At 69.7% G+C, this 19,639-nt stretch carries 19 protein-coding genes and 4 tRNA genes; 6 read left to right on the top strand and 17 right to left on the bottom strand.

Annotated features, from left to right (window positions below; all coding sequences use genetic code 11):
* Positions 1-9 precede the first annotated feature (9 nt).
* The 12 genes from yajC to ABFY20_RS09505 all read right to left on the bottom strand — a co-directional run bounded on the left by yajC (position 10) and on the right by ABFY20_RS09505 (position 10,205).
* A complete protein-coding gene (gene yajC, locus ABFY20_RS09560) occupies positions 10-435 on the bottom strand; it encodes a preprotein translocase subunit YajC (RefSeq protein ID WP_368499694.1) in 426 nt (141 codons plus the stop codon).
* Positions 436-513: 78 nt separating this feature from the next.
* Positions 514-1,545 carry a Holliday junction branch migration DNA helicase RuvB gene (ruvB, locus tag ABFY20_RS09555; RefSeq protein WP_368499693.1) on the bottom strand — a complete coding sequence of 344 codons (1,032 nt, stop codon included), beginning with the start codon at positions 1,543-1,545 and terminating at the stop codon, positions 514-516.
* Positions 1,542-2,174 carry a Holliday junction branch migration protein RuvA gene (gene ruvA, locus ABFY20_RS09550; protein WP_368499692.1) on the bottom strand — a complete coding sequence of 211 codons (633 nt, stop codon included), beginning with the start codon at positions 2,172-2,174 and terminating at the stop codon, positions 1,542-1,544. The genes ruvB and ruvA overlap by 4 nt, the downstream gene beginning before the upstream one ends.
* Positions 2,171-2,788 (bottom strand): crossover junction endodeoxyribonuclease RuvC, encoded by a 618-nt coding sequence (ruvC, locus tag ABFY20_RS09545; protein WP_368499691.1) that lies wholly within the window; start codon positions 2,786-2,788, stop codon positions 2,171-2,173. Before ruvC ends, ruvA begins: the two co-directional genes overlap by 4 nt.
* 57 nt (positions 2,789-2,845) lie before the next feature.
* Positions 2,846-3,604: a YebC/PmpR family DNA-binding transcriptional regulator gene (locus tag ABFY20_RS09540; RefSeq protein ID WP_368499690.1), complete on the bottom strand. Its 759-nt coding sequence runs from the start codon at positions 3,602-3,604 to the stop codon at positions 2,846-2,848.
* A gap of 74 nt (positions 3,605-3,678) precedes the next feature.
* Positions 3,679-4,239 carry an HIT domain-containing protein gene (locus tag ABFY20_RS09535; protein WP_368499689.1) on the bottom strand — a complete coding sequence of 187 codons (561 nt, stop codon included), beginning with the start codon at positions 4,237-4,239 and terminating at the stop codon, positions 3,679-3,681.
* A complete protein-coding gene (gene thrS / locus ABFY20_RS09530; protein WP_368499688.1) occupies positions 4,239-6,218 on the bottom strand; it encodes a threonine--tRNA ligase in 1,980 nt (659 codons plus the stop codon). Before thrS ends, ABFY20_RS09535 begins: the two co-directional genes overlap by 1 nt.
* Before the next feature lie 56 nt (positions 6,219-6,274).
* Positions 6,275-6,847 carry an RNA 2'-phosphotransferase gene (locus ABFY20_RS09525; protein WP_368499687.1) on the bottom strand — a complete coding sequence of 191 codons (573 nt, stop codon included), beginning with the start codon at positions 6,845-6,847 and terminating at the stop codon, positions 6,275-6,277.
* Between the two features lie 161 nt (positions 6,848-7,008).
* Complete coding sequence (locus tag ABFY20_RS09520; protein ID WP_368499686.1) at positions 7,009-9,576, bottom strand: LuxR C-terminal-related transcriptional regulator; 2,568 nt, start codon at positions 9,574-9,576, stop codon at positions 7,009-7,011.
* Positions 9,577-9,909: 333 nt separating this feature from the next.
* Positions 9,910-9,981: transfer RNA gene (locus tag ABFY20_RS09515), tRNA-Val, on the bottom strand.
* Positions 9,982-10,006: 25 nt separating this feature from the next.
* Positions 10,007-10,080, bottom strand: a tRNA-Cys gene (locus ABFY20_RS09510).
* A 53-nt stretch (positions 10,081-10,133) separates the two neighbouring features.
* Positions 10,134-10,205, bottom strand: a tRNA-Gly gene (locus ABFY20_RS09505).
* Positions 10,206-10,346: 141 nt separating this feature from the next.
* Here ABFY20_RS09505 and ABFY20_RS09500 point away from each other — a divergent pair.
* Positions 10,347-10,419, top strand: a tRNA-Val gene (locus tag ABFY20_RS09500).
* Between the two features lie 611 nt (positions 10,420-11,030).
* Here ABFY20_RS09500 and ABFY20_RS09495 read toward each other — a convergent pair.
* Complete coding sequence (locus ABFY20_RS09495; RefSeq protein WP_368499685.1) at positions 11,031-11,411, bottom strand: hypothetical protein; 381 nt, start codon at positions 11,409-11,411, stop codon at positions 11,031-11,033.
* A gap of 63 nt (positions 11,412-11,474) precedes the next feature.
* Positions 11,475-11,597 (bottom strand): hypothetical protein, encoded by a 123-nt coding sequence (locus tag ABFY20_RS09490; protein WP_368499684.1) that lies wholly within the window; start codon positions 11,595-11,597, stop codon positions 11,475-11,477.
* Positions 11,598-11,704: 107 nt separating this feature from the next.
* On the opposite strand from ABFY20_RS09490, the gene ABFY20_RS09485 reads away from it, so the two are divergent.
* Positions 11,705-12,487, top strand: coding sequence for an EI24 domain-containing protein (locus ABFY20_RS09485; RefSeq protein ID WP_368499683.1), 783 nt, complete (start codon positions 11,705-11,707; stop codon positions 12,485-12,487).
* Between the two features lie 31 nt (positions 12,488-12,518).
* Here ABFY20_RS09485 and ABFY20_RS09480 read toward each other — a convergent pair whose 3' ends face one another.
* Positions 12,519-13,757, bottom strand: a complete 1,239-nt coding sequence (locus ABFY20_RS09480) for an ammonium transporter (protein ID WP_368499682.1) — start codon at positions 13,755-13,757, stop codon at positions 12,519-12,521.
* A 227-nt stretch (positions 13,758-13,984) separates the two neighbouring features.
* Positions 13,985-15,031, bottom strand: a complete 1,047-nt coding sequence (gene zapE, locus ABFY20_RS09475) for a cell division protein ZapE (RefSeq protein ID WP_368499681.1) — start codon at positions 15,029-15,031, stop codon at positions 13,985-13,987.
* A gap of 107 nt (positions 15,032-15,138) precedes the next feature.
* On the opposite strand from zapE, the gene ABFY20_RS09470 reads away from it, so the two are divergent.
* Together ABFY20_RS09470 and ABFY20_RS09465 are read left to right on the top strand one after the other, a co-directional pair.
* Positions 15,139-16,041, top strand: coding sequence for a sulfurtransferase (locus ABFY20_RS09470; RefSeq protein ID WP_368499680.1), 903 nt, complete (start codon positions 15,139-15,141; stop codon positions 16,039-16,041).
* A 38-nt stretch (positions 16,042-16,079) separates the two neighbouring features.
* Positions 16,080-16,538 (top strand): SufE family protein, encoded by a 459-nt coding sequence (locus tag ABFY20_RS09465; RefSeq protein WP_368499679.1) that lies wholly within the window; start codon positions 16,080-16,082, stop codon positions 16,536-16,538.
* Here ABFY20_RS09465 and ABFY20_RS09460 read toward each other — a convergent pair.
* Positions 16,519-17,721 (bottom strand): alpha/beta hydrolase family protein, encoded by a 1,203-nt coding sequence (locus ABFY20_RS09460; protein ID WP_368499678.1) that lies wholly within the window; start codon positions 17,719-17,721, stop codon positions 16,519-16,521. The two genes, ABFY20_RS09465 and ABFY20_RS09460, sit on opposite strands and share 20 nt — an antisense overlap.
* Positions 17,722-17,794: 73 nt before the next feature.
* Here ABFY20_RS09460 and ABFY20_RS09455 point away from each other — a divergent pair, with 73 nt between their 5' ends.
* Positions 17,795-18,391: a DUF3000 domain-containing protein gene (locus ABFY20_RS09455; protein WP_368499677.1), complete on the top strand. Its 597-nt coding sequence runs from the start codon at positions 17,795-17,797 to the stop codon at positions 18,389-18,391.
* Position 18,392: 1 nt separating this feature from the next.
* Positions 18,393-19,613 carry a ribonuclease D gene (locus tag ABFY20_RS09450; RefSeq protein WP_368499762.1) on the top strand — a complete coding sequence of 407 codons (1,221 nt, stop codon included), beginning with the start codon at positions 18,393-18,395 and terminating at the stop codon, positions 19,611-19,613.
* Positions 19,614-19,639: the final 26 nt, after the last annotated feature.

The following is a 19,639-nucleotide window of genomic DNA, read 5'->3' as shown; positions in this document are numbered from 1 at the left end:
GACGAGTTGCTACTCGTCGCCCTTCTTGTCGGACTTCTCCGCGCTGACGTCGGGTGTCGCGGTGGTGCTCTCGTCGGCAGTGGTGGCGGCGGGCTCGTCGATCCGCTCGCCGTACTCCGGCTCCCCGTCGTTCGTGTGGTCGACCTCGGCCGTCGTCGGCGCGAGCGGCGAGTCGGTGACCACGCGGGTGACCGTCTGACGGTGCACCTTGAGCACGGTGCCGGGAGTGGTCTCGAGCAGAACCTGGTTCTCCTCGTCGTCCATCTCGAGGATCGTGCCGAAGAGGCCGAAGTTCGTCATGACCTCGGCGCCGACCATCACCTTGCTCTGGAGCTCCTCGGCCTGCGCCTTGCGCTTGCGGCTGTTGCGGAACATGAAGAACACCAGCACGGCCAGAACGACCAGCATGATGATTGTCAACGGATCGAATGCCATGAAGAAAGGCGCCTTCCAGAAAGAGGGGGGAGTTGGGCAGGACACATCATAGGGGGGTGCCCTGAAGACCAGCTTGAATTATAGGTCATCCCCGAACAGGGCATCCGAATTCCTCGCCAGACCGAAGTGGGCCCAGCCCGCCTTCGTCGCGACCCGGCCACGCGGGGTGCGCGAGATGAGACCGATGCGCACGAGGAACGGCTCCACCACCGACTCGATCGTCTCCGCCTCCTCGCCCACCGAGACCGCAAGAGTCGACAGCCCCACCGGGCCGCCGTCGAAGCGCTTGAGCAGAACGGTCATCACCGCACGGTCGAGCCGGTCGAGGCCGAGCTCGTCGACGTCGTAGAGCTCGAGGGCCGCACGCACCGCCTCGAGGGTCGCGCCCCCGCCGTCGACCAGGGCGTAGTCGCGCACGCGGCGCAGCAGCCGGTTCGCGATGCGCGGCGTGCCGCGGGAGCGGGAGGCGATCTCGCGGAGCGACTCCTCCTCGATCGCGACGCCGAGCAGCTGTGCTGCACGGTGCAGCACCCGCACGAGCTCCTCGGTCTCGTAGAACTCGAGGTGGGCGGTGAATCCGAAGCGGTCGCGCAAGGGATTCGGCAGGAGGCCCGCCCTGGTGGTCGCGCCGACCAGCGTGAAGGGGGCGAGGTCGAGCGGGATCGACGTGGCGCCAGCTCCCTTGCCCACCATGATGTCGATGCGGAAGTCCTCCATCGCGAGGTAGAGCATCTCCTCGGCAGAGCGCGCCATGCGGTGGATCTCGTCGATGAAGAGCACCTCGCCGGGAACGAGGGACGACAGCACGGCGGCGAGGTCTCCGGCGTGCTGGATCGCGGGGCCGCTGGTCAGGCGCAGCGGCCGGTCGGTCTCCTGCGCCACGATCATCGCGAGCGTGGTCTTGCCGAGGCCGGGAGGGCCGGCCAGCAGGATGTGGTCGGGGGTGCGCTGCTGGATCGCCGCGGCGTCGAGCAGCAGCTGCAGCTGGCCGCGCACCTTGCGCTGGCCCACGAACTCCGACAGCGACTTCGGTCGCAGGGCACCCTCGAAGGCGATCTCGGCCTCCGACTGCGCCTCCGGGTTCACCAGGTCGTCGCCGGGGGCGGTCATCGCGCTCCCCCGGCGTGCGGGGCGGGCCCGAGCACCGCCAGGGCGAGCCGCAGCAGCGACTGGACGTTGCCCGCATCCGTCTCGCTCGCGGTCTCGAGCGCCTCGTCGACAGCGGCCGCGGCGTTGCGCTCGGGCCAGCCGAGGCCCACGAGGGCCCGCTCGACGTTGTCGCGCACGAGCTGCGAAGGCCCGGCGGTCGGTCCACTCGAAGACGCGGCCGCCGCGTGGGCGGCGGTGAGCTTGCCGGTGAGGGAGACCACGATGAGCTTCGCCGTCTTCGGGCCGATTCCGCCGACCTTGCGGAACGCGGCGTCGTCGTCCCGCGCGACGGCGAGGGCGACCTCGGAGGGGGTGAGCTCGGCGAGCACGCCGAGGGCCGATTTCGGCCCCACCCCGGTGACTCCGATGAGCAGGGTGAAGACCTCCAGCGACTCCTGGTCGGGAAACCCGAACAGCGACAAGCTGTCCTCCCGCACGATGAGCGAGGTGAGCACCGTCGTCTCCGTGCCCTGGCGCAGGGTGAGGGCGTGCCGTGCGGTGACGCTCACGGCGAAGCCGACGCCGCCCACGTCGAGCACGAGCATCCCGCCCGACACGCTGAGAACCGTGCCACGGAGTGCAGAGATCATCGCACCAGCCTAGGGGCGGCGGGCCGCCGCTTGGCGCCTTGCTCGGCGGCGCGCCACGCCTGCTGGGCCGGAGTGAGCGAGCCGGCGCCGACCGAACCCGCGGCAGCGGCGGGAGTGACGGATGCACCCACAACTCCCCCGAGCGGCCCCCGCCAGGCGTGGCAGATGGCGAGCGCGAGTGCGTCGGCGGCGTCGGCGGGGCGCGGGATCTCGTCGAGCCGCAGCACCTTCGCCACCATGGTGCCGACCTGCTTCTTGTCGGCCTGCCCGTAGCCCGTGATCGCCGCCTTCACCTCGCTCGGCGTGTGCAGCCCCACCGGCAGCGAGCGTCGCGCCGCGGCGAGCAGCGCGATGCCGCTCACCTGCGCGGTGCCCATGACGGTGCGCACGTTGTGCTGCGCGAACACCCGCTCCACCGCCACACTGTCGGGTCGGTGCTCGTCGAGCACGGCCTCCACACCCGCCGCGATGCGCAGCAGGCGCTCCTCGAGAGGCAGCTCGATCGGGGTGGTGATCACCGACACGTGCACCAGCACGGCGGTGCGCGTCGGCGACACGTCGACCACTCCCACGCCGCAGCGGGTCAGGCCGGGGTCGATGCCGAGCACGCGCATCCGCTGACCGCCTTCCGTTCGGTGTCGTTCGTCACCTCGTCGAGGCGGTCGGTCGGCTCAGTCGTTCTCGAGCTCGGCCTGCACCTCGGGCGAGATGTCGATGTTGGTGTAGACGTTCTGCACGTCGTCGCTGTCTTCGAGCGCGTCGATGAGGCGGAACACCTTGCGCGCCGTCTCGGCGTCGGCGTCGACGTGCAGGTTCGCCACGAACTCGACGTCGGCGGAGTCGTAGTCGATGCCCGCCTCCTGGAGCGCGCCCCGCGCGGCGACCATGGCCGACGGGTCGGTGAGCACCTCGAACGACTCGGCGCGGTCGGTGACCTCTTCGGCCCCCGCGTCGAGCACGGCGAGGAGGATGTCGTCTTCGGTGAGCCCGTCGCTGTGACCCACCGTGATGACGCCCTTGCGGCTGAAGTTGTAGGCGACGCTGCCCGGGTCGGCCATGGTGCCGCCGTTGCGGGTCATCGCCGTGCGCACGTCGGCGGCTGCACGGTTCTTGTTGTCGGTGAGGCACTCCACGAGGAGGGCCACGCCGTTCGGGCCGTAGCCTTCGTACATGATCGTCTGGTAATCGATGGTCTCACCGGTGAGGCCCGCACCGCGCTTGATGGCGCGGTCGATGTTGTCGTTCGGCACCGAGGTCTTCTTGGCCTTCTGCACCGCGTCGACGAGCGTCGGGTTGCCGGAGAGGTCGGCGCCGCCGATCTTGGCGGCCACCTCGATGTTCTTGATGAGCTTCGCGAACGACTTCGCACGGCGCGCGTCGATGACCGCCTTCTTGTGCTTGGTGGTCGCCCATTTTGAGTGTCCGGACACGGTGTTCTCCTTCTAAATCTGCAGTCGAGTCTACGCGAACGCCCCCGAACGGCCCGGAAGCCGCCCCGCCCGGCTCAGGATGCGGGCCAGGCCGCCTGGATCTCGGCGCGCACCTCGCCGAGCAGCTGGGGCAGCGCCTTGGTGCGGGCGATGATGGGGAAGAAGTTCGCATCCGACATCCACCGCGGCACGACGTGCTGGTGCAGATGCCCCGCGACCCCGGCACCCGCCACTTTTCCCTGGTTCATGCCGATGTTGAAGCCGTCGCAGCGCGACACGGCGCTGAGCACCCGCATCGCCGTCTGGGTGAGCGCGGCGATCTCGGCGACCTCCTCGTCGGTGGCGAGGTCGTAGGTGGCGACGTGGCGGTACGGGCACACCAGCAGGTGACCCGAGTTGTAGGGGAAGAGGTTCAGCAGCACGTAGGCGTGGGTGCCGCGCGCCACGATGAGACCCTCCTCGTCGGAGAGCTTCGGCGCGCGGCAGAACGGGCACTCGTCGATGTGCGGCTGGTCGCCGCCCTGGATGTAGGCCATGCGGTGCGGGGTCCAGAGCCGCTGGAACGCGTCCGGAACCCCGGCGAGGTGGTCGGCGGGTTCGAGCACGGCGTCGTCGTCGCCCGGCAGCCCGCCCATCACAGCTGGCCGGCGGTCGTCACCTGCAGGTGTTTCTCGACGCTCGCCACGATGCGCTCGATCGCCTCGTCGCTCGGTACGCCGTTCTCCTGGCTGCCGTCGCGGAAGCGGAAGCTCACCGAGCCCGCCGCCGAGTCGTCGGCGCCCGCGATGAGCAGCACCGGCACCTTGTCTTTGGTGTGGGTGCGGATCTTCTTCTGCATGCGCTCGGCCGAATCGTCGAGCTCGGCGCGGATGCCGCGGGCCTTCAGCCTCCTGATGACCTCGTTGAGGTAGTCGGCGTGCTCGTCGGAGATGGGGATGCCCACCACCTGCACCGGCGCGAGCCACACCGGGAACGCCCCGGCGTAGTGCTCGAGCAGGATGGCGAAGAAGCGCTCGATCGAGCCGAGCAGGGCACGGTGGATCATCACGGGCTGCTGACGGGTGCCGTCGGAGGCGGTGTACTCCAGCTCGAACAGCTCCGGCTGGTTGAAGTCGAGCTGGATGGTCGACAGCTGCCAGGTGCGGCCGATGGCGTCGCGGGCCTGCACCGAGATCTTCGGGCCGTAGAACGCGGCTCCCCCGGGGTCGGGAACGAGCTCGAGCCCGGAGGCGAGGGCGACCTCGCGCAGGGTCTCCGTGGCGGTCTCCCACATCTCGTCGGTGCCGACCGACTTCTCGGGGTCGCGGGTGGAGAGCTCGAGGTAGAAGTCGTCGAGCCCGTAGCCGCGCAGCACGTCGAGCATGAAGTCGATCTGGCGGGTGAGCTCCTCGCGCACCTCGCCGGGGGTGACGTAGATGTGCGCGTCGTCCTGGGTGAGGCCGCGCACGCGGGTGAGGCCCGAGAGCGTGCCGCTCTTCTCGTAGCGGTAGACCGTGCCGAACTCCGCCAGACGGAGCGGCAGCTCGCGGTAGCTTCGACCGCGGGCGCGGAAGATGAGGTTGTGCATGGGGCAGTTCATGGGCTTCAGGTAGTAGTCCTGGCCCTGCTTCGTCACGTTGCCCTCGGCGTCGTGCTCCTCGTCGAGGTGCATCGCCGGGAACATGCCCTCCTTGTACCAGTGCAGGTGGCCGCTGGTCTCGAACAGATGGCCCTTGGTGATGTGCGGGGTGTTCACCAGCTCGTAACCGCCGGCCACGAGCTGCTGCCGCAGGTAGCCCTCGATCTCGGCTCGGATGATGCCGCCCTTGGGGTGGAACACCGCAAGGCCCGACCCGATCTCGTCGGGGAAGGAGAACAGGTCGAGCTCGGACCCGAGCTTGCGGTGGTCGCGCTTGGCCGCCTCCTCGAGGCGGGTCTGGTAGGCGCGCAGCTCGTCCTTGCTCGGCCAGGCCGTGCCGTAGACGCGCTGGAGCTGCTTGTTCTTCTCCGAGCCGCGCCAGTAGGCCGCGGCGAGGCGGGTGAGGGCGAAGCCGTTGCCGATCATCCGGGTGCTCGGCAGGTGCGGGCCGCGGCAGAGGTCTTTCCAGACGGTCTCGCCGGTCTTGGGGTCGACGTTGTCGTAGATGGTGAGTTCGGCGCCGCCGACCTCCACCGACTCGTTGTCGGCGTCGAGGGCGTCGTCGCCGTCGCTGCCGCCCTTCAGGCCGATGAGTTCGAGCTTGTACGGCTCCGAGGCCAGCTCGGCGCGTGCCTCCTCCTCGGTGACGACGCGGCGCACGAAGCGCTGGCCGGCACGGATGATGCGTTCCATACCCTTCTCGATCGCCTTCATGTCCTCCGGGGTGAAGGGCTCGGCGACGTCGAAGTCGTAGTAGAAACCGTCGGTGATGGGCGGGCCGATGCCGAGCTTCGCCTCGGGATTGATGGCCTGCACCGCCTGGGCCGCCACATGCGCCGCGGAGTGCCGCAGGATGGCGAGGCCGTCGGGGCTGTCGATGGTGACCGGCTCGACGTTGTCGTCGTCGGTGACCGTGGTCGCCAGGTCTTTCAGCTCTCCGTTGACGCGCAGGGCCACGACGGACCGGTCGGTGAAGAGGTCGAATCCTGTTGCCACGGCTGAGGTGCTCCTGTTTCGGTCGAATCGAACCCCTCAAGCCTAGTCGCGTCGGCTCACCCCTCGAGTTCGTTTCCGAGCGCCCCGCCCACGCGCAGGAACCGCGGCGGCACGGCGTCCGTGAGCCAGACCCCGTTGTCGGCCTGGAAGAACGCGAGGCCTTCCTCGTGCATCCTTCCCGCCTCGACCACCAGCACCACCGGGGTGCCGTACCGTCGACCGACGGCCTCTGCGGTCGCCGGATCGGCCGAGAGATGAACGTGGTGCCGCCGCCCCCGACGCAGACCCTCGGCCTGAATCGAGGCGAGGAACCTGGTCGCTGTGCCGTGGAACAACGTCTTCGGCGGCGTCTTGGGCTCGCGATGGATGTCGACCGTGGCGACGGAGTGCCCCTGCACTGCACGGATGCGTCGGCCGTCGGCCGAGAGGGCGAAGCGCTTCTTGTCGCTGCCCTCCACGACGGCACGGATCGTCTCCGGCTCGAGCCGTCGCCCCGACGCGCCGGCGGCAGCGATCAGCGCGTCGATCTCCGCCCAGCCCTGGGTGTCGAGCTCCAGACCGATCGCCTCGGGACGGTGACGCAGCACGTAGCTCAGGAACCGGCTCACCTCGACATGCTCGGCACTCATGCGATCAGAGGGGCTTGGTGCCCTGGACCTCGATACGGGTGGTGGCGCCGAAGGAGGCGATGTCGACATGGGTGGGGTCGAGCACCAGCACGGTCCCGACCACAGGCAGGCTCCAGGCGCCCATCGCCAACACCGTCCGTCACGACGCGCCGCGGTCAGCCTCACCCATGCCCCGACCCTACCCCGTGCGGGTGATCAGGCAGGCGCACGCCGGCGAGTTGCCCCCGGGTGCGCACACCGAGCTTGCGGTAGACCCGCTGGAGGTGAGTCTCGACCGTGCGCACGGAGAGCACGAGCGCTTCGGCGATCTCCCTGTTGCTGCGACCGCCGGCGGCCAGCCGCGCGATCTCGAGCTCGCGGGCGGAGAGGGTGCGGTCGGGAGCGGCCCCGCGTCGGAGCAGCAAAGGTAGAGGTGCGAACCCGCAGACCCCGGCCTGCTCGGCCGAGAGTCGGGCGGCGGCGGCGCTCCGCCTGCTGTCGCCCGCCTCAGCGTGGAGAGCCGCTGCGCGATCGAAGGCCTCGGCCGACATCATGTGCATCCCCGACTCGGCAGCGTCGTGAGCGATCATCTCCAACTCGTCCGCGCGCTCGACCGCCTCGCCCGGCCCGCGGTCGCGTGCCCGTCTGTCGGAGCGCGCCAGCGCGAGGGCGTAGTTCGCCGAGACGGCGAGCGACCGCCCTTCCACGCGCTCGGCGAGCTCGGCGACGCGGGCCTCGACCTGCAGCGCGCCCCCGGCCCGGGCGGCCTCGACCAGGGCGAGAAGGGCTTGAAGCGAGTGCCCGAGGGACTCGTGCGTCTCCGCGGCCTCGATGAAGGCGATGGTCGCCTGGGCCGTTCGACCGGCGGCCGCGTGCATCCACCCTTCTGCCTGCTTGGCCCGGCCGTCGAGAAGGGGGCCGCCGCGGTGGGTTCGGAACGCGTCGAGGGCTGCACGGACGCCGGTCTCGTCACCGATGACGGCGAGGGCCACGGCGAGGTCGCCCCAGGCCAGGCGAGCCGCCTCGCCCGCGCCGTTGCGCTCGGCGAGGTCGACGCACTCGCGGAGCACCTCTGCCGCCTCGCGTGCGCGGCCCGCAGCGAGCAGCAGCCCGCCCGCGAACCAGCTGCTCGCGGAGTACTGCACCGGCCGCCCCGCCGCCGCCGCGTCGGCCCGATATCCCATGACGCGCGTCAGCGACTCGTCGATCCTGCCTTCGAAACAGTCGAGGATGGCCCGACTCAGCTGCACCCGGAAGCTGTCTGCGCCCGCCTCTCCCAGCACCGCGTCGGCCTCGTCGAGCAGCGCGCGCATACGGGTGAGCTCGCCGGTGAGTGCCGCCTGGCCCGCCGCCTGCGCCAGCCGCTCGCCCTCGAGCACGGCCACGGTGATGTCGTCGCCGCCGCTCGCGGGTGACATCACGGCGCCCGGCCGGTGGCGCGGACTGACGGACGCGTGACCGGCGGTCGAGCCGGGTTGAACGTCGATGTGGAGGAGCGCCGGCAGGTCTGGGCCTGCCTGCCTCGCCCAGGAGGCGGCCGGTTCGTTCCAGCCGAAACCGGCATCGACGCCCCGCGCAGCGACCAGGCGTGACAGCTCGATGACGGCGCCGCGCTCGCCCGCGTCGGGCGTCAGCGTCGAGGCCAGCTCGGCGAGCCGGCCCGCCGCCTCGTCGAACCGGCGGAGCTGGGTCTCCGCCGTGGCTGCGGCGAGTCCGGCCGGCGGCCCAGCGCCGCGTTCGACGGCGCGCTGGGCGAGCTCGAGGGCGAGTTCGGGCCGCGCAGCTTGAAGGGCGGAGCGTGCTGCGGCGGTGAGGATTCCCGCGTCCGCGGTGCGACCGAGCGTGAGCGAGTACCTGGCGAGTGCCACCAGCTCGCCACCGCCCAGGGAATCGCTCGGCAGCGCGTCGAGCACGTCGACGATCGCCGTCGTGAGCCGGCGCCGGCGCAGTGCATTCAGCGTTGTCGGGAGGATCAGCTCGAGCACGCCGTCGTGCAGCCGGAGTCTGAGCGCCTGCGGCGTCTCGTGCACGTCGAGCACACCGTCGTCTTCGAGGCGCTCGACGACGCCGAGGAGTGCCTTCGTCGAGAGTTCTGCGGCACGCAGGGCCCCGTCGAGAGCTGTGATGCCGATCCCCGGCGCGAGCGCGACGAGATCGAGCACCGTCTCGGTGAGCTCAACGCCCGTGGGCTGCGACGCGATGCCGAGTCTCGTGTGCACGAGCGCCCGCACCGCGTCGGAGGGCGGCAGCTCGGCTTCGAGGCGCCAGCCGGTTCGCCGATGCACGAGCACTCCTGCGGCCTGCGCCCGCTGCACGACCTCGCGGAGCGCCACGAGGTCGCCGCCGGGCCGCCGGGGCACGAACACCGGCACCGCTTCGGGGTCGAGCGCCCCACCGAGCCACTCCTGCACGGCGGCGAGCACCGTCTCAGGTGTCGGTGGGGGCACGTCGATGCGGTCGAGCAGTCCGTCGCGGAGCAGCCGCTCGATGGCATGAGGGATCGTCGCGCGAACGGACGCGGTGAGCACAGGTCGAACCCGCCCCGCCCGCACCGCCCGCGCCAGCGCCTCGGCCCGGCTGGCCTCGAGCCGGTGCACATCCTCCCCCACCCACAGTCCCGCCCGAGTCTTCGCGTCGACCCCCTCCAGCACCCTCCCCACGACCCACGACCGCCCCGACCCCGGTTCCCCGACCACGACGATCCCCCGCCCCTCGAGGACCGCCCCCACGGCTCTCCCCACCTCATCCATACCAGCAGCATAGACAAAACCCGAGTATTAATCACCTCCACGCACAACCCCATGAACCCCGACGAGTCCGACAGCGCAGCAAGCCCCCGCAATGCGCAGCGAGCCCCACGATGCGCAGCGGGCCTTCACGCGGGCCGGCGATATCCCCTCAGAAACACGAGAAGGCCAGGGCGCGAACCCTGGCCTTACCTTCTCGTGGGCGATACTGGGATCGAACCAGCATGATTTGCTAGGGAGCGAAGCATCGCTTCGCTCGCGAATCGTGAGGTCACCGGTTCGATCCCCCCAGAAACACGAGAAGGCCAGGGCGCGAACCCTGGCCTTACCTTCTCGTGGGCGATACTGGGATCGAACCAGTGACCTCTTCCGTGTCAGGGAAGCGCGCTACCGCTGCGCCAATCGCCCGATAGTGGTGTGCTACCGGATGGAGTGGAGGTGGCGACGGGATTTGAACCCGTGTGGACGGCTTTGCAGGCCGCTGCCTCGCCTCTCGGCCACGCCACCCAGTTCGTCTGAGAAGAACCGTGTGGGTTCCCACAAACGAATAGCTTCACTCGAGCGGATGACGAGATTCGAACTCGCGACCCTCACCTTGGCAAGGTGATGCGCTACCACTGCGCCACATCCGCATTTCGTTTCGCATTGCTGCGAACGGGTTAGACACTATCCGACTCTCTCGCCGATTGCCAAATCGTCTCCGGGACAGCGTGTCGCAGCCGTTCGTGTTCACGAGCACCTGCCGGGATGCACTACTATCAATGAGTGCCTTCGGGCGATTGGCGCAGTTGGTAGCGCGCTTCCTTCACACGGAAGAGGTCATCGGTTCGAGTCCGGTATCGCCCACACAGAGATCAGGAATCAAGCCCCCGGAAACCCGGGGGCTTTCCCTTTTCTTGCGCGTTCTCGACATCCTCGGTCCTCACCTTCGTGGACAGCGATGGGGCAAACTCGTTCCGAGGAACAGCAACAGGTTCAGTATGCCGACCAGCAGCAGCTGCCACATCACAGCGACCACCTCGCCGGTGGCGCGACCAGCATGATGACGACGAAGACCGCCGGCGCAATGATGGCGAGCACGGCCTTACAGACTCGGTTCACGGGCGCTCACCCGCAGCTGCGACGTCCGCATCAGAGCCATCCTGCCGCTTCGCCGCTGCGCCACATCTGACTTGCGAGCAACGCGATGAAGGCAACTTCATGAGACCTCTGCCCATGGTCGTCATCCGCCTCACCCTCGTGAAGCTCGCCATGCTGGCCGCCCTGTGCTCGCTGCACCTCTCACCCGCCGACCCCGAACCGGAGGATACGTGAGCGACAAGACGAAAGCCGACCTCGAAGAAGTCGTCGCCGCGCACATCGCCGACGAGTCCGGCGAACCCACGATGCTGACAGGGTGGATCCTGCAGGCGTGCGACCAGACCGCCACGCCTACGTCACCGACAGGCTGCGCCCGACTAGGGGGCCCCGTGGCCGCGCAGGCCGCTCTCGCGGTCCCATTCGAGGGACTTGAACTGCAAGAAGGTGCAGAGGTTGCCGGCGACGACGATCTCAGCGGCCAGAGACGCCAGTTGGTAGGGCGTGAGCGACAGGTCGCCCCGGGCGGTGAGGGTCGCCTCCCAGAACGGGTCGTCGTAGTCGCGCGGCTGCATGAACACGTCGGCCGGGGCGTTCTTCAGCCGCACGATGACGAGTCCGGTGTCTCGCCCGTCGGAGCCGTCTTGCAGCAGCACGTCGAGCGTGCCGGCGACGCCGTCTCCCTGGGCCCTGAACTCCTCGACCCACTCCGCGAGGAGGGCCTGAGATCGAATCGGCGCAGTGTGACCGTCAGTACTCATCACGCCGATGATCTCATGCGCGAGGCGTCGCGCGCAGCGTCTATCCGCTGAACGCTGTCCGGACTAGCGCTGACCCTTGAAGAGACGCAGCACCACGATCACCGACACCCAGATGATCGCCGCTGTGGCGAGGCCGAGCAGGCCGATGTAGAACAGCTCCAGCGGCAGGTACGGGTTGTCGGTCATCGGTGGCACGCTCCCTCACGTCGTCGTGAACGCTACAACCGCACCGGCCCCCTGCCAAGGGGTGGCAGACCGGTGGCATCCGTCGCGCATCCGGATACCATCGCGGCATGGTGAGCGAGTTCTTCGCAGGGGTCGGTGTCTTCTTCAGGGGTCTCGGCGCGTGGGCATCGCGCCCCCGGCTGATGCTGCTCGGGGCGATTCCCGCTCTCATCGTCGGCGCGGTGTACCTGGCAGCTCTCGTCGTGCTCGCCGTGAACTCCCCCGCCCTCGCCGACTGGGCGACCCCCTTCGCCGACGGTTGGGACGAACCGTGGCGCAGCATCACCCGCGTCTCGGCGGCGGTCGCCCTCGTCGCGGCCGGGGTGCTCCTCGTGGTGTTCACCTACACGGCGCTGACCCTGGCCGTCGGCGACCCGTTCTACGAGCGCATCTGGCGCGACACCGAGGAGCGGGAGGGCGGCACTCCCCCTGAGCCAGCAGGCGGCTTCTGGCGTCTGCTGGCCCGCGGCCTCGCCACGGCGCTGCGGATGCTGCTGCTCTCGGCCGCCATCGCCCTCGGCCTCTTCGTGGTCGGACTGATCCCCTTCGTCGGCACGGTGGCCAGCGCGGTGCTCGCGGCGGCCTTCGGCGGCTGGGTGCTGGCGCTCGAGCTCACGGGCTTCGCCTTCGACTCGCGCGGCTTCCGTCTCCGCGACAGACGACGGATGCTCGGCGCCCGCCGCGCGCGCACGCTCGGTTTCGGTGTCGCCGTGTACCTCGTCTTCCTCATCCCGCTGGGGGCGGTGTTCGCGATGCCCGCCGCGGTCGTCGGCGCCACCCGCCTGGCTCGCACGGCCATCCCCGGCTCCGCCGCGACGACCGCGAACGACGAAGCGGGGCGCCGCCCGTAGGCGACACCCCGCTCGTGAGTGGTGCGTGTGCTCAGTCGTTGACGAGCGCGTAGCCCTCTTCGCCGTGCACGACGGTGTCGACTCCGGCGACCTCGTCTTCGTTGTTGATGCGGAAGCCCATCGTCTTCTGGATGATGAAGCCGATGACGAACGCCATCACGAAGGAGTAGATCAGCACGACGAACGCCGCGGCGAACTGCTTCCAGAGCTGCTCGAGCGAACCGGTGTCGAGCAGACCGATGCCGGCGCCGAAGATGCCGATGTACAGCGTTCCGATGAGACCGCCGACGAGGTGGATGCCCACGACGTCGAGCGAGTCGTCGAAGCCGAGCTTGAACTTCAGCTCGATGGCCAGGGCGCAGACGGCACCGGCGATGATGCCGAGGAGGATCGCCCAGCCGGGGGTGAGGATGTTACAGGCCGGGGTGATGGCGACGAGGCCCGCGACGGCGCCTGAGGCGGCGCCGATCGAGGTGGGCTTGCCGTCTTTGATCTTCTCGACGATGAGCCAGCCGAGGATACCGGCGGCCGGGGCGGCGAGGGTGTTGATCCAGGCGATCGCGGCGACGCCGTCGACGGCGGCCTCGGAGCCGGCGTTGAAGCCGAACCAGCCGAACCAGAGCAGCGACGCGCCGAGGAGGGTCAGCGGCACGTTGTGCGGCTTCTGGATGCCCTTCTGGAATCCGACGCGCTTGCCGAGCACCAGGGCGAGGGCGAGGGCTGCGGCACCGGCGTTGATGTGCACCGCGGTACCACCGGCGAAGTCGTTGACGCCCCAGACGGGAGCCCAGCCCTCAGAGAGGTTGAAGACCATGAACGCGACGGGGAAGTAGACGACGGTCACCCAGACACCGGCGAAGACCATCCAGGCGCCGAACTTCGCACGGTCGGCGATGGCGCCCGAGACGAGGGCGACGGTGATGATGGCGAAGGTGGCCTGGAAGCCGGCGAAAGCGAGTCCGGCCAGGTCAGGCTCCATGACGCCGCCCTCACCGATGCCGAGAAGGCTGGAGAGGCCGATCGTGCCGTCGAAGGGGTTTCCGACGATGCCCGGGATCAGCGGGGTGCCGAAGGCCATGCCGTAGCCGTAGAGCACCCAGAGAACACCCACGAGACCCATGGCCCCGAAGCTCATCATCATCATCGAGACGACGGACTTGGCCTTCACCATGCCGCCGTAGAAGAACGCGACACCCGGGGTCATCAGGAGCACGAGTGCGGCTGCGACGAGCAACCACAACGAGTTCAAGTTGCCGGTTACTTCTTCCATATGAATGGTTACCTCTCTGTCACGTGCTGGGCTGGGACTTCTGGAATCGCTGTGATGCTGACGGCTAGCACGGGGCCGAGGCGCAATTACAGGCAAGGGAAGTCTGCCGAAGAGAGGTTTCGCGGGACGACGTGGTTTGTGTCCCCCGTGTTACACGGCAGGCGCCGGTGTAACAACTGTGTTTCAGAAGGCGCAGAATCCGACGGGAGTCGGATGCCGGTGGCCGGTCACACGGTGGCTGAGGCGATGAGACGCGAGACGGCGCGCAGGTACTTCTTGCGGTAGCCGCCGTTCAGCATGTCGCCGGCGAACACCTCGTCGAACGGGGTTCCCGAGGCCAGCACCTGGAGCTGGGCGTCGTAGACGCGGTCGACGAAGGCGACAAGGCGCAGCGCATCCGTCTGGTTCGTCAGCGGCGTGACGTCGCGCACGGCGATGGCGTCGAGCCCCTCGATGATCTTGATGTAACGGGAGGGGTGGATGGTGCCGAGGTGGTGCACGAGCTCGGCGAAGTCGTCGAGGGTGATGCTCTGGCCGGACTCGACCCGTCGCTCGACCGCCTGCTGGAGCGCGGCGTCGTCGGCGAAGACGGCGGCGTGCCCCTCGATGTCGCGGCGGCGGTAGTCGACGCCGTCGATGCGGAGGATGTCGAAACGGTCGGCGATGGCCTGGATCTCGCGCAGGAAGTCGCTCGCCGCGAAGCGCCCCTCGCCGAGGGCGTTCGGCGGCGTGTTCGAGGTGGCGGCGAGCCGCGTGCCCTGGGCGGCGAGCTCGCCGAGGAAGCGGGTCATCAGCATGGTGTCGCCCGGGTCGTCGAGCTCGAACTCGTCGATGGCGATGAAACGCGCCCCCGCGAACAGTTTCACGGCGCCCGCGTAGCCGAGGGCGCCGATGAGGGCCGTGTACTCGATGAAGGTGCCGAAGTACTTCGGGCCCGGAGCCGCGTGCCAGAGCGCGGCGAGCAGGTGGGTCTTGCCGACGCCGAAGCCGCCGTCGAGGTAGATTCCCGACTTCCCCGCATCCGTCGTCTTGGGCTTCTTGCGCCCGAACAGGCCCCCGCCCTTGACGGCGGCGGGCTTCCAGCTGCCGGCGAAGGCGCGGATGCGCTCGAGCGCCTCGCTCTGCGACGGGAAGTCGGGGTCTGGCCGGTAGTTCTCGAGCGACGCCTGGTCGAACTGCCGCGGCGGCACCAGGGTGGCGGCGAGCTCCGCCGCCGACATGGAGGGGGTGCGCTCGGTCAAGCGCGGGGCGACTGCCTGCCGCTCATCGGTCATCTGCTCGGGTCCTGTGTGTCGAAATGCGACCCGTGCCGTGCTGCGGGCGAGCGGGAGGACATAGATTCAATAGGGGGTTGCACCTAACCCTAATCGGAGGTTGAGAGATGACAGTCGAGTTCGATCGCTCGGAGAAGTTCGCCGGCTACGCCCACCCCGAACGGCTGGTGTCGGGCGACTGGCTCGAGGCGCACCTCGGTGAACCCGGCCTCGTGGTCGTGGAATCGGATGAGGACGTGCTGCTCTACGAGACCGGCCACATCCCGGGCGCGGTGAAGATCGACTGGCACACCGACCTCAACGACCCGGTGCTGCGCGACTACATCGAGGGCGAGGCCTTCGCCGAGCTCGTCGGCGGAAAGGGCATCTCTCGCGACTCCACCGTCGTGATCTACGGCGACAAGAACAACTGGTGGGCCGCCTACGCGCTCTGGGTGTTCACGCTGTTCGGCCACGACGACGTGCGCCTGCTCGACGGCGGGCGCGACAAGTGGGTGGCCGAGGGCCGCCCCTTCACCACGGAGCGCAGCACTCCGGATGCGGTGGACTACCCGGTCGTGGAGCGTCACGACGACAAGATCCGGGCGTTCAAGGACGACGTGCTCGCGCACCTCGGGCACCCGCTCATCGACGTGCGCTCGCCCGAGGAGTACAGCGGGGAGCGCACCACCGCGCCCGCCTACCCGGAGGAGGGGGCGCTGCGCGCCGGGCACATCCCGAGCGCCGCCAACGTGCCGTGGGCGAAGGCTGCCGCTGACGACGGCACCTTCAAGCCCGCCGCCGAGCTCGACGCGATCTACCGCGAGGGTGCGGGGCTCAGCGAGGGCGAGCCGGTGATCGCCTACTGCCGCATCGGCGAGCGGTCGAGCCACACCTGGTTCGTGCTGACGCACCTCCTCGGCTTCGAGAACGTGCGCAACTACGACGGATCGTGGACGGAGTGGGGCAGCACGGTGCGAGTGCCGATCGTGAAGGGCGCGGAGCCCGGCGAGGTGCCCGCCCGCCGCTGAGCGACTGCACGGCTGCGGGGTGCGGGATACTGGAGGGGATGACCGATTCCCTTCTCCCCGACTCGCTCGCCGGCATCCGCGACGACTTCCTCGCCCTCGGGCAGCGCGAGCGCCTCGAGATGCTGCTCGAGTTCGCGAACGAGCTGCCGGAGCTGCCGGCGCGCTACAGCGACCACCCCGACCTGCTCGAGCGCGTCGTGGAATGCCAGTCACCGGTGTACATCTTCGTGGAGGCCGACGGGGGTGGTGATGACCCCGTCGTGCACCTCTACGCCACGGCGCCCCGCGAGGCACCGACCACGCGCGGCTTCGCGTCGATCCTCGTGCAGGGCATCGACGGACTCAAGGCCTCCGAGGTGCTCGGCATCCCCGACGACTTCCCCAACACCATCGGGCTCACCGAGGCGGTGTCGCCCCTGCGCATCCGGGGCATGACGGCCATGCTCGGCCGCACGAAGCGTCAGCTGCGGGAGCGGCTCACAGCCCCTGCCGGGTGAGCCACTCTGAGATCGCGGTGTTCCACCGCGCAGCGTCGTAGTTCCACAGCTTGGTGTGCCGGGCGATGGAGAACTGCACGAAGGTCACCAGGTCGGGCCGCGCCTCCGCGAGCTCGTGGGAACCGGTCGAGGGCACGTAGCCGTCGTCGTCACTGTGAAGGATGAGGACGGGCACGGTCACCTCGTCGGCGCGCTCGACGAAGTCGAGACGCTCCAGATCGAGCGGTTTCTCCTGGCCGGTGATGGCCTTGCCCCAGGAGTGGCTGATGGTCGCGAAAGCGGCATCGCCGATGAGCTCGGGCACGTGCCGCGCCCGGCCGTGGAAGCGCAGCACGTCGAGCCAGTCGACCGCAGGCGAGTCGAGCACGATCGCCCGCACGCGGTCGCGGTGCACGGCGCGGCCCATCGCCTGCAGGGCGATCGCGCCGCCCATCGACCAGCCCATGAGCACCACCTCGGTGGCGCCGTGGTCGACGGCGTAGGTGAGGGCCGCATCCAGGTCTTCCCACTCGGTGTCGCCGAGGGCGTAGCGGCCGTCGGCCGAGCGCGGGGCGTCGCCGTCGTTGCGATAGGAGATGTGCAGCGAGTGGAAGCCGCGCTCACGGAACACCGGAACGGCGCGGATGGTCTCGCCCCGGCGGACGCCTCGGCCGTGCACCTGGATGACCCAGCGCGTGCTCTCCGCATCGTCGCTCGGAACGTACCAGGCGGGCGCGGGGCCGACCGAGGTGAACACCTCGACCTCCTCGACGGGCACCCCGAGCTCGCGGGGATGGATGAAGTACCAGCCGCTGATGCGGCCCCGCCGGGCGGAGGCGAGATCACCGTAATCGACGGCCAGCACCGCTCGCCGCACCACCCCGTCGGCGACGGAGAGCACCTCGCCGAGCCGGGCGTGCCCGGTGTCGGAGGTGAAGCGGAGGCTGTAACGCCCGGGCAGAATGGAGTCGGCGTTCACCGACAGCTCGACCACGCCGATCGCTCCCGCTCCGCCGTCGGCGCCCTCGCGATACCGCAGGATGCGCACGTCGTCGACCGGGAGGGACGGGGTGACGATGGCGCGCGACATCGTGGCGGTCGCGACCGCAGCGGCAGCCGCGGCGAGGGCCGCCGCCGTGCCCGCCGCCATCGCGACGATGCTCCACACCGGCACCCTGGGCGCACCCGAGTTCGCAGAACGCACCACGACCGCCTTTCGCACCTCGCATCCGGCGTGCCTTCGCCGCCGACAGCGTAAAGAACTCTAGTCTGCACACGTGGCCGAAACTCCCTTCACCCCGGACATTCCGGCGGCATTCGGCGCGGCGCTCGATTCGCTGCGCCGCGCCGACACGCGGGCGGAGCTCGTCGTCCACGAGATCCCCGCGCCGGGCAACCTCGCCCCGAACGCGGTGGCGCTCGCCGCCGACGTCTCGCCCCAACGCCATGGGGCGGACTCCGAACTCGGCACAGGGCGGTTCATCCTGCTGCACGACGAGTCGAGGCCGGAGGCCTGGGGTGGCGAGTTCCGCGTGGTCTGCTTCGCGCAGGCGCCGCTCGAGACCGAGATCGGCCTCGACCCCTTCCTCGCCGATGTGGCGTGGTCGTGGCTCGTCGACGCCCTCGACGCCCGCGGCGCGAACTACGTCTCCGCCTCGGGCACCGCGACGAAGATCATCTCCACCGGCTTCGGCGAACTGTCGAGCCAGGGCGACGGGGCGCAGATCGAGCTGCGCGCATCCTGGACCCCCACCGACCACAACCTCCAGGCCCATGTCGAGGGCTGGAGCGAACTTCTCTGCATGCTCGCCGGCCTGCCCCCCGTCGTCGATGGCGTGACGATGCTGCAGGCCAGACGAGCCCGACGTGAGTGACGTGAGCGAAGAACCCCAGAACGAGTCCCCGGCCCGAACCGTCATCGCGACGGTCGACGACTTCCACGACGCCGTCGAGGCGATCGCCCTCGGCGAGGGCCCCGTCGCGGTCGACGCCGAGCGGGCGAGCGGCTTCCGCTACTCGCAGCGGGCGTACCTCATCCAGGTGTTCCGGCGCGGTGCCGGGAGCTTCCTGTTCGACCCGCCGGCCATCGAGGAGTTCGCACCGCTGCAGTCGGTGATCGGCGACGTGGAGTGGGTGCTGCACGCCGCGAGCCAGGATCTCGCCTGCCTGCGGGAGGTCGGACTCGACCCCACCACCGTCTTCGACACCGAGCTCGCGGCACGGCTGCTCGGACTCCCCCGCGTGGGGCTCGGCGCCGTGGTGGAGGAGCTGCTCGGCATCCACCTCGCCAAAGAGCACTCGGCTGCCGACTGGTCGACGAGACCCCTGCCGGCCTCCTGGCTCGAGTACGCCGCCCTCGACGTCGAGCTGCTGGTCGATCTGCGCGACGCCATGGCGGAGCTGCTGAGGCAGCAGGGCAAGGAGCAGGTCGCCGTCGAGGAGTTCGCCGCCGTCGTCGCCAAGGAGGAGAAGCAGCCCCTCGCCGAACCGTGGCGACGGCTCTCCGGCATCACCTCGCTCCGCCCCGATCGGCACCTCGCCGCGGCCCGCGAGCTGTGGCTGGCCCGCGACGAGCTGGCCCGGTCGACCGACACGGCACCCGGACGGCTCGTCCCCGACGCCTCGCTCCTCGTCGCCGCGAAGGCGCTGCCCGCGTCGCGACGCGAACTGGCGGGGCTGAAGGCGTTCTCCGGGCGCGCGAGCCGCACCGAGATCGACCGCTGGTGGGCCGCCATCGAACGGGCACGCACCACCGACGACATCCCCACCCAGAAGCGCGCCACCGACACCCTGCCGCCGCCGCGAAGCTGGGGCGACCGCAACCCCGAGGCGGATGTGCGGCTGAAGACCGCGCGGGCGGCACTCACCGCGGTGAGCGAGGAGCACAGCATCCCGCTCGAGAACCTGCTCACCCCCGACTTCCTGCGCCGGGTCGCCTGGAACCCGCCCTCCCCGCTGACCCTCGAGTCGGTCTCGGAGGCGCTCGCCGAGCTGGGCGCACGACCGTGGCAGATAGGGCTGACCGCACAACCGATCCTCGACTCCTTTGTCGAGCCCCACCAACCCGACGAGACGGCGCCCGAGGCCGCATCGTAGAAAGCGGCAATCGATTCCGGGGCGTC

The sequence above is a fragment of the Herbiconiux sp. A18JL235 genome (assembly GCF_040939305.1).
Taxonomy (GTDB): Bacteria; Actinomycetota; Actinomycetes; order Actinomycetales; family Microbacteriaceae; genus Herbiconiux.
Note: the sequence above shows the minus strand (reverse complement) of the source record. Positions and strands in the feature narration are given on the sequence as shown.

Excerpts from the sequence above, each read along its gene's own strand:
- yajC (WP_368499694.1), bottom strand. The coding sequence starts at position 435 with ATGGCATTCGATCCGTTGACAATCATCATGCTGGTCGTTCTGGCCGTG.
- ruvB (WP_368499693.1), bottom strand. The coding sequence starts at position 1,545 with ATGACCGCCCCCGGCGACGACCTGGTGAACCCGGAGGCGCAGTCGGAG.
- ruvA (WP_368499692.1), bottom strand. The coding sequence starts at position 2,174 with ATGATCTCTGCACTCCGTGGCACGGTTCTCAGCGTGTCGGGCGGGATG.
- ruvC (WP_368499691.1), bottom strand. The coding sequence starts at position 2,788 with ATGCGCGTGCTCGGCATCGACCCCGGCCTGACCCGCTGCGGCGTGGGA.
- ABFY20_RS09535 (WP_368499689.1), bottom strand. The coding sequence starts at position 4,239 with ATGGGCGGGCTGCCGGGCGACGACGACGCCGTGCTCGAACCCGCCGAC.
- ABFY20_RS09525 (WP_368499687.1), bottom strand. The coding sequence starts at position 6,847 with ATGAGTGCCGAGCATGTCGAGGTGAGCCGGTTCCTGAGCTACGTGCTG.
- ABFY20_RS09520 (WP_368499686.1), bottom strand. The coding sequence starts at position 9,576 with ATGGATGAGGTGGGGAGAGCCGTGGGGGCGGTCCTCGAGGGGCGGGGG.
- ABFY20_RS09495 (WP_368499685.1), bottom strand. The coding sequence starts at position 11,411 with ATGAGTACTGACGGTCACACTGCGCCGATTCGATCTCAGGCCCTCCTC.
- ABFY20_RS09490 (WP_368499684.1), bottom strand. The coding sequence starts at position 11,597 with ATGACCGACAACCCGTACCTGCCGCTGGAGCTGTTCTACATCGGCCTG.
- ABFY20_RS09485 (WP_368499683.1), top strand. The coding sequence starts at position 11,705 with ATGGTGAGCGAGTTCTTCGCAGGGGTCGGTGTCTTCTTCAGGGGTCTC.
- ABFY20_RS09480 (WP_368499682.1), bottom strand. The coding sequence starts at position 13,757 with ATGGAAGAAGTAACCGGCAACTTGAACTCGTTGTGGTTGCTCGTCGCA.
- zapE (WP_368499681.1), bottom strand. The coding sequence starts at position 15,031 with ATGACCGATGAGCGGCAGGCAGTCGCCCCGCGCTTGACCGAGCGCACC.
- ABFY20_RS09470 (WP_368499680.1), top strand. The coding sequence starts at position 15,139 with ATGACAGTCGAGTTCGATCGCTCGGAGAAGTTCGCCGGCTACGCCCAC.
- ABFY20_RS09465 (WP_368499679.1), top strand. The coding sequence starts at position 16,080 with ATGACCGATTCCCTTCTCCCCGACTCGCTCGCCGGCATCCGCGACGAC.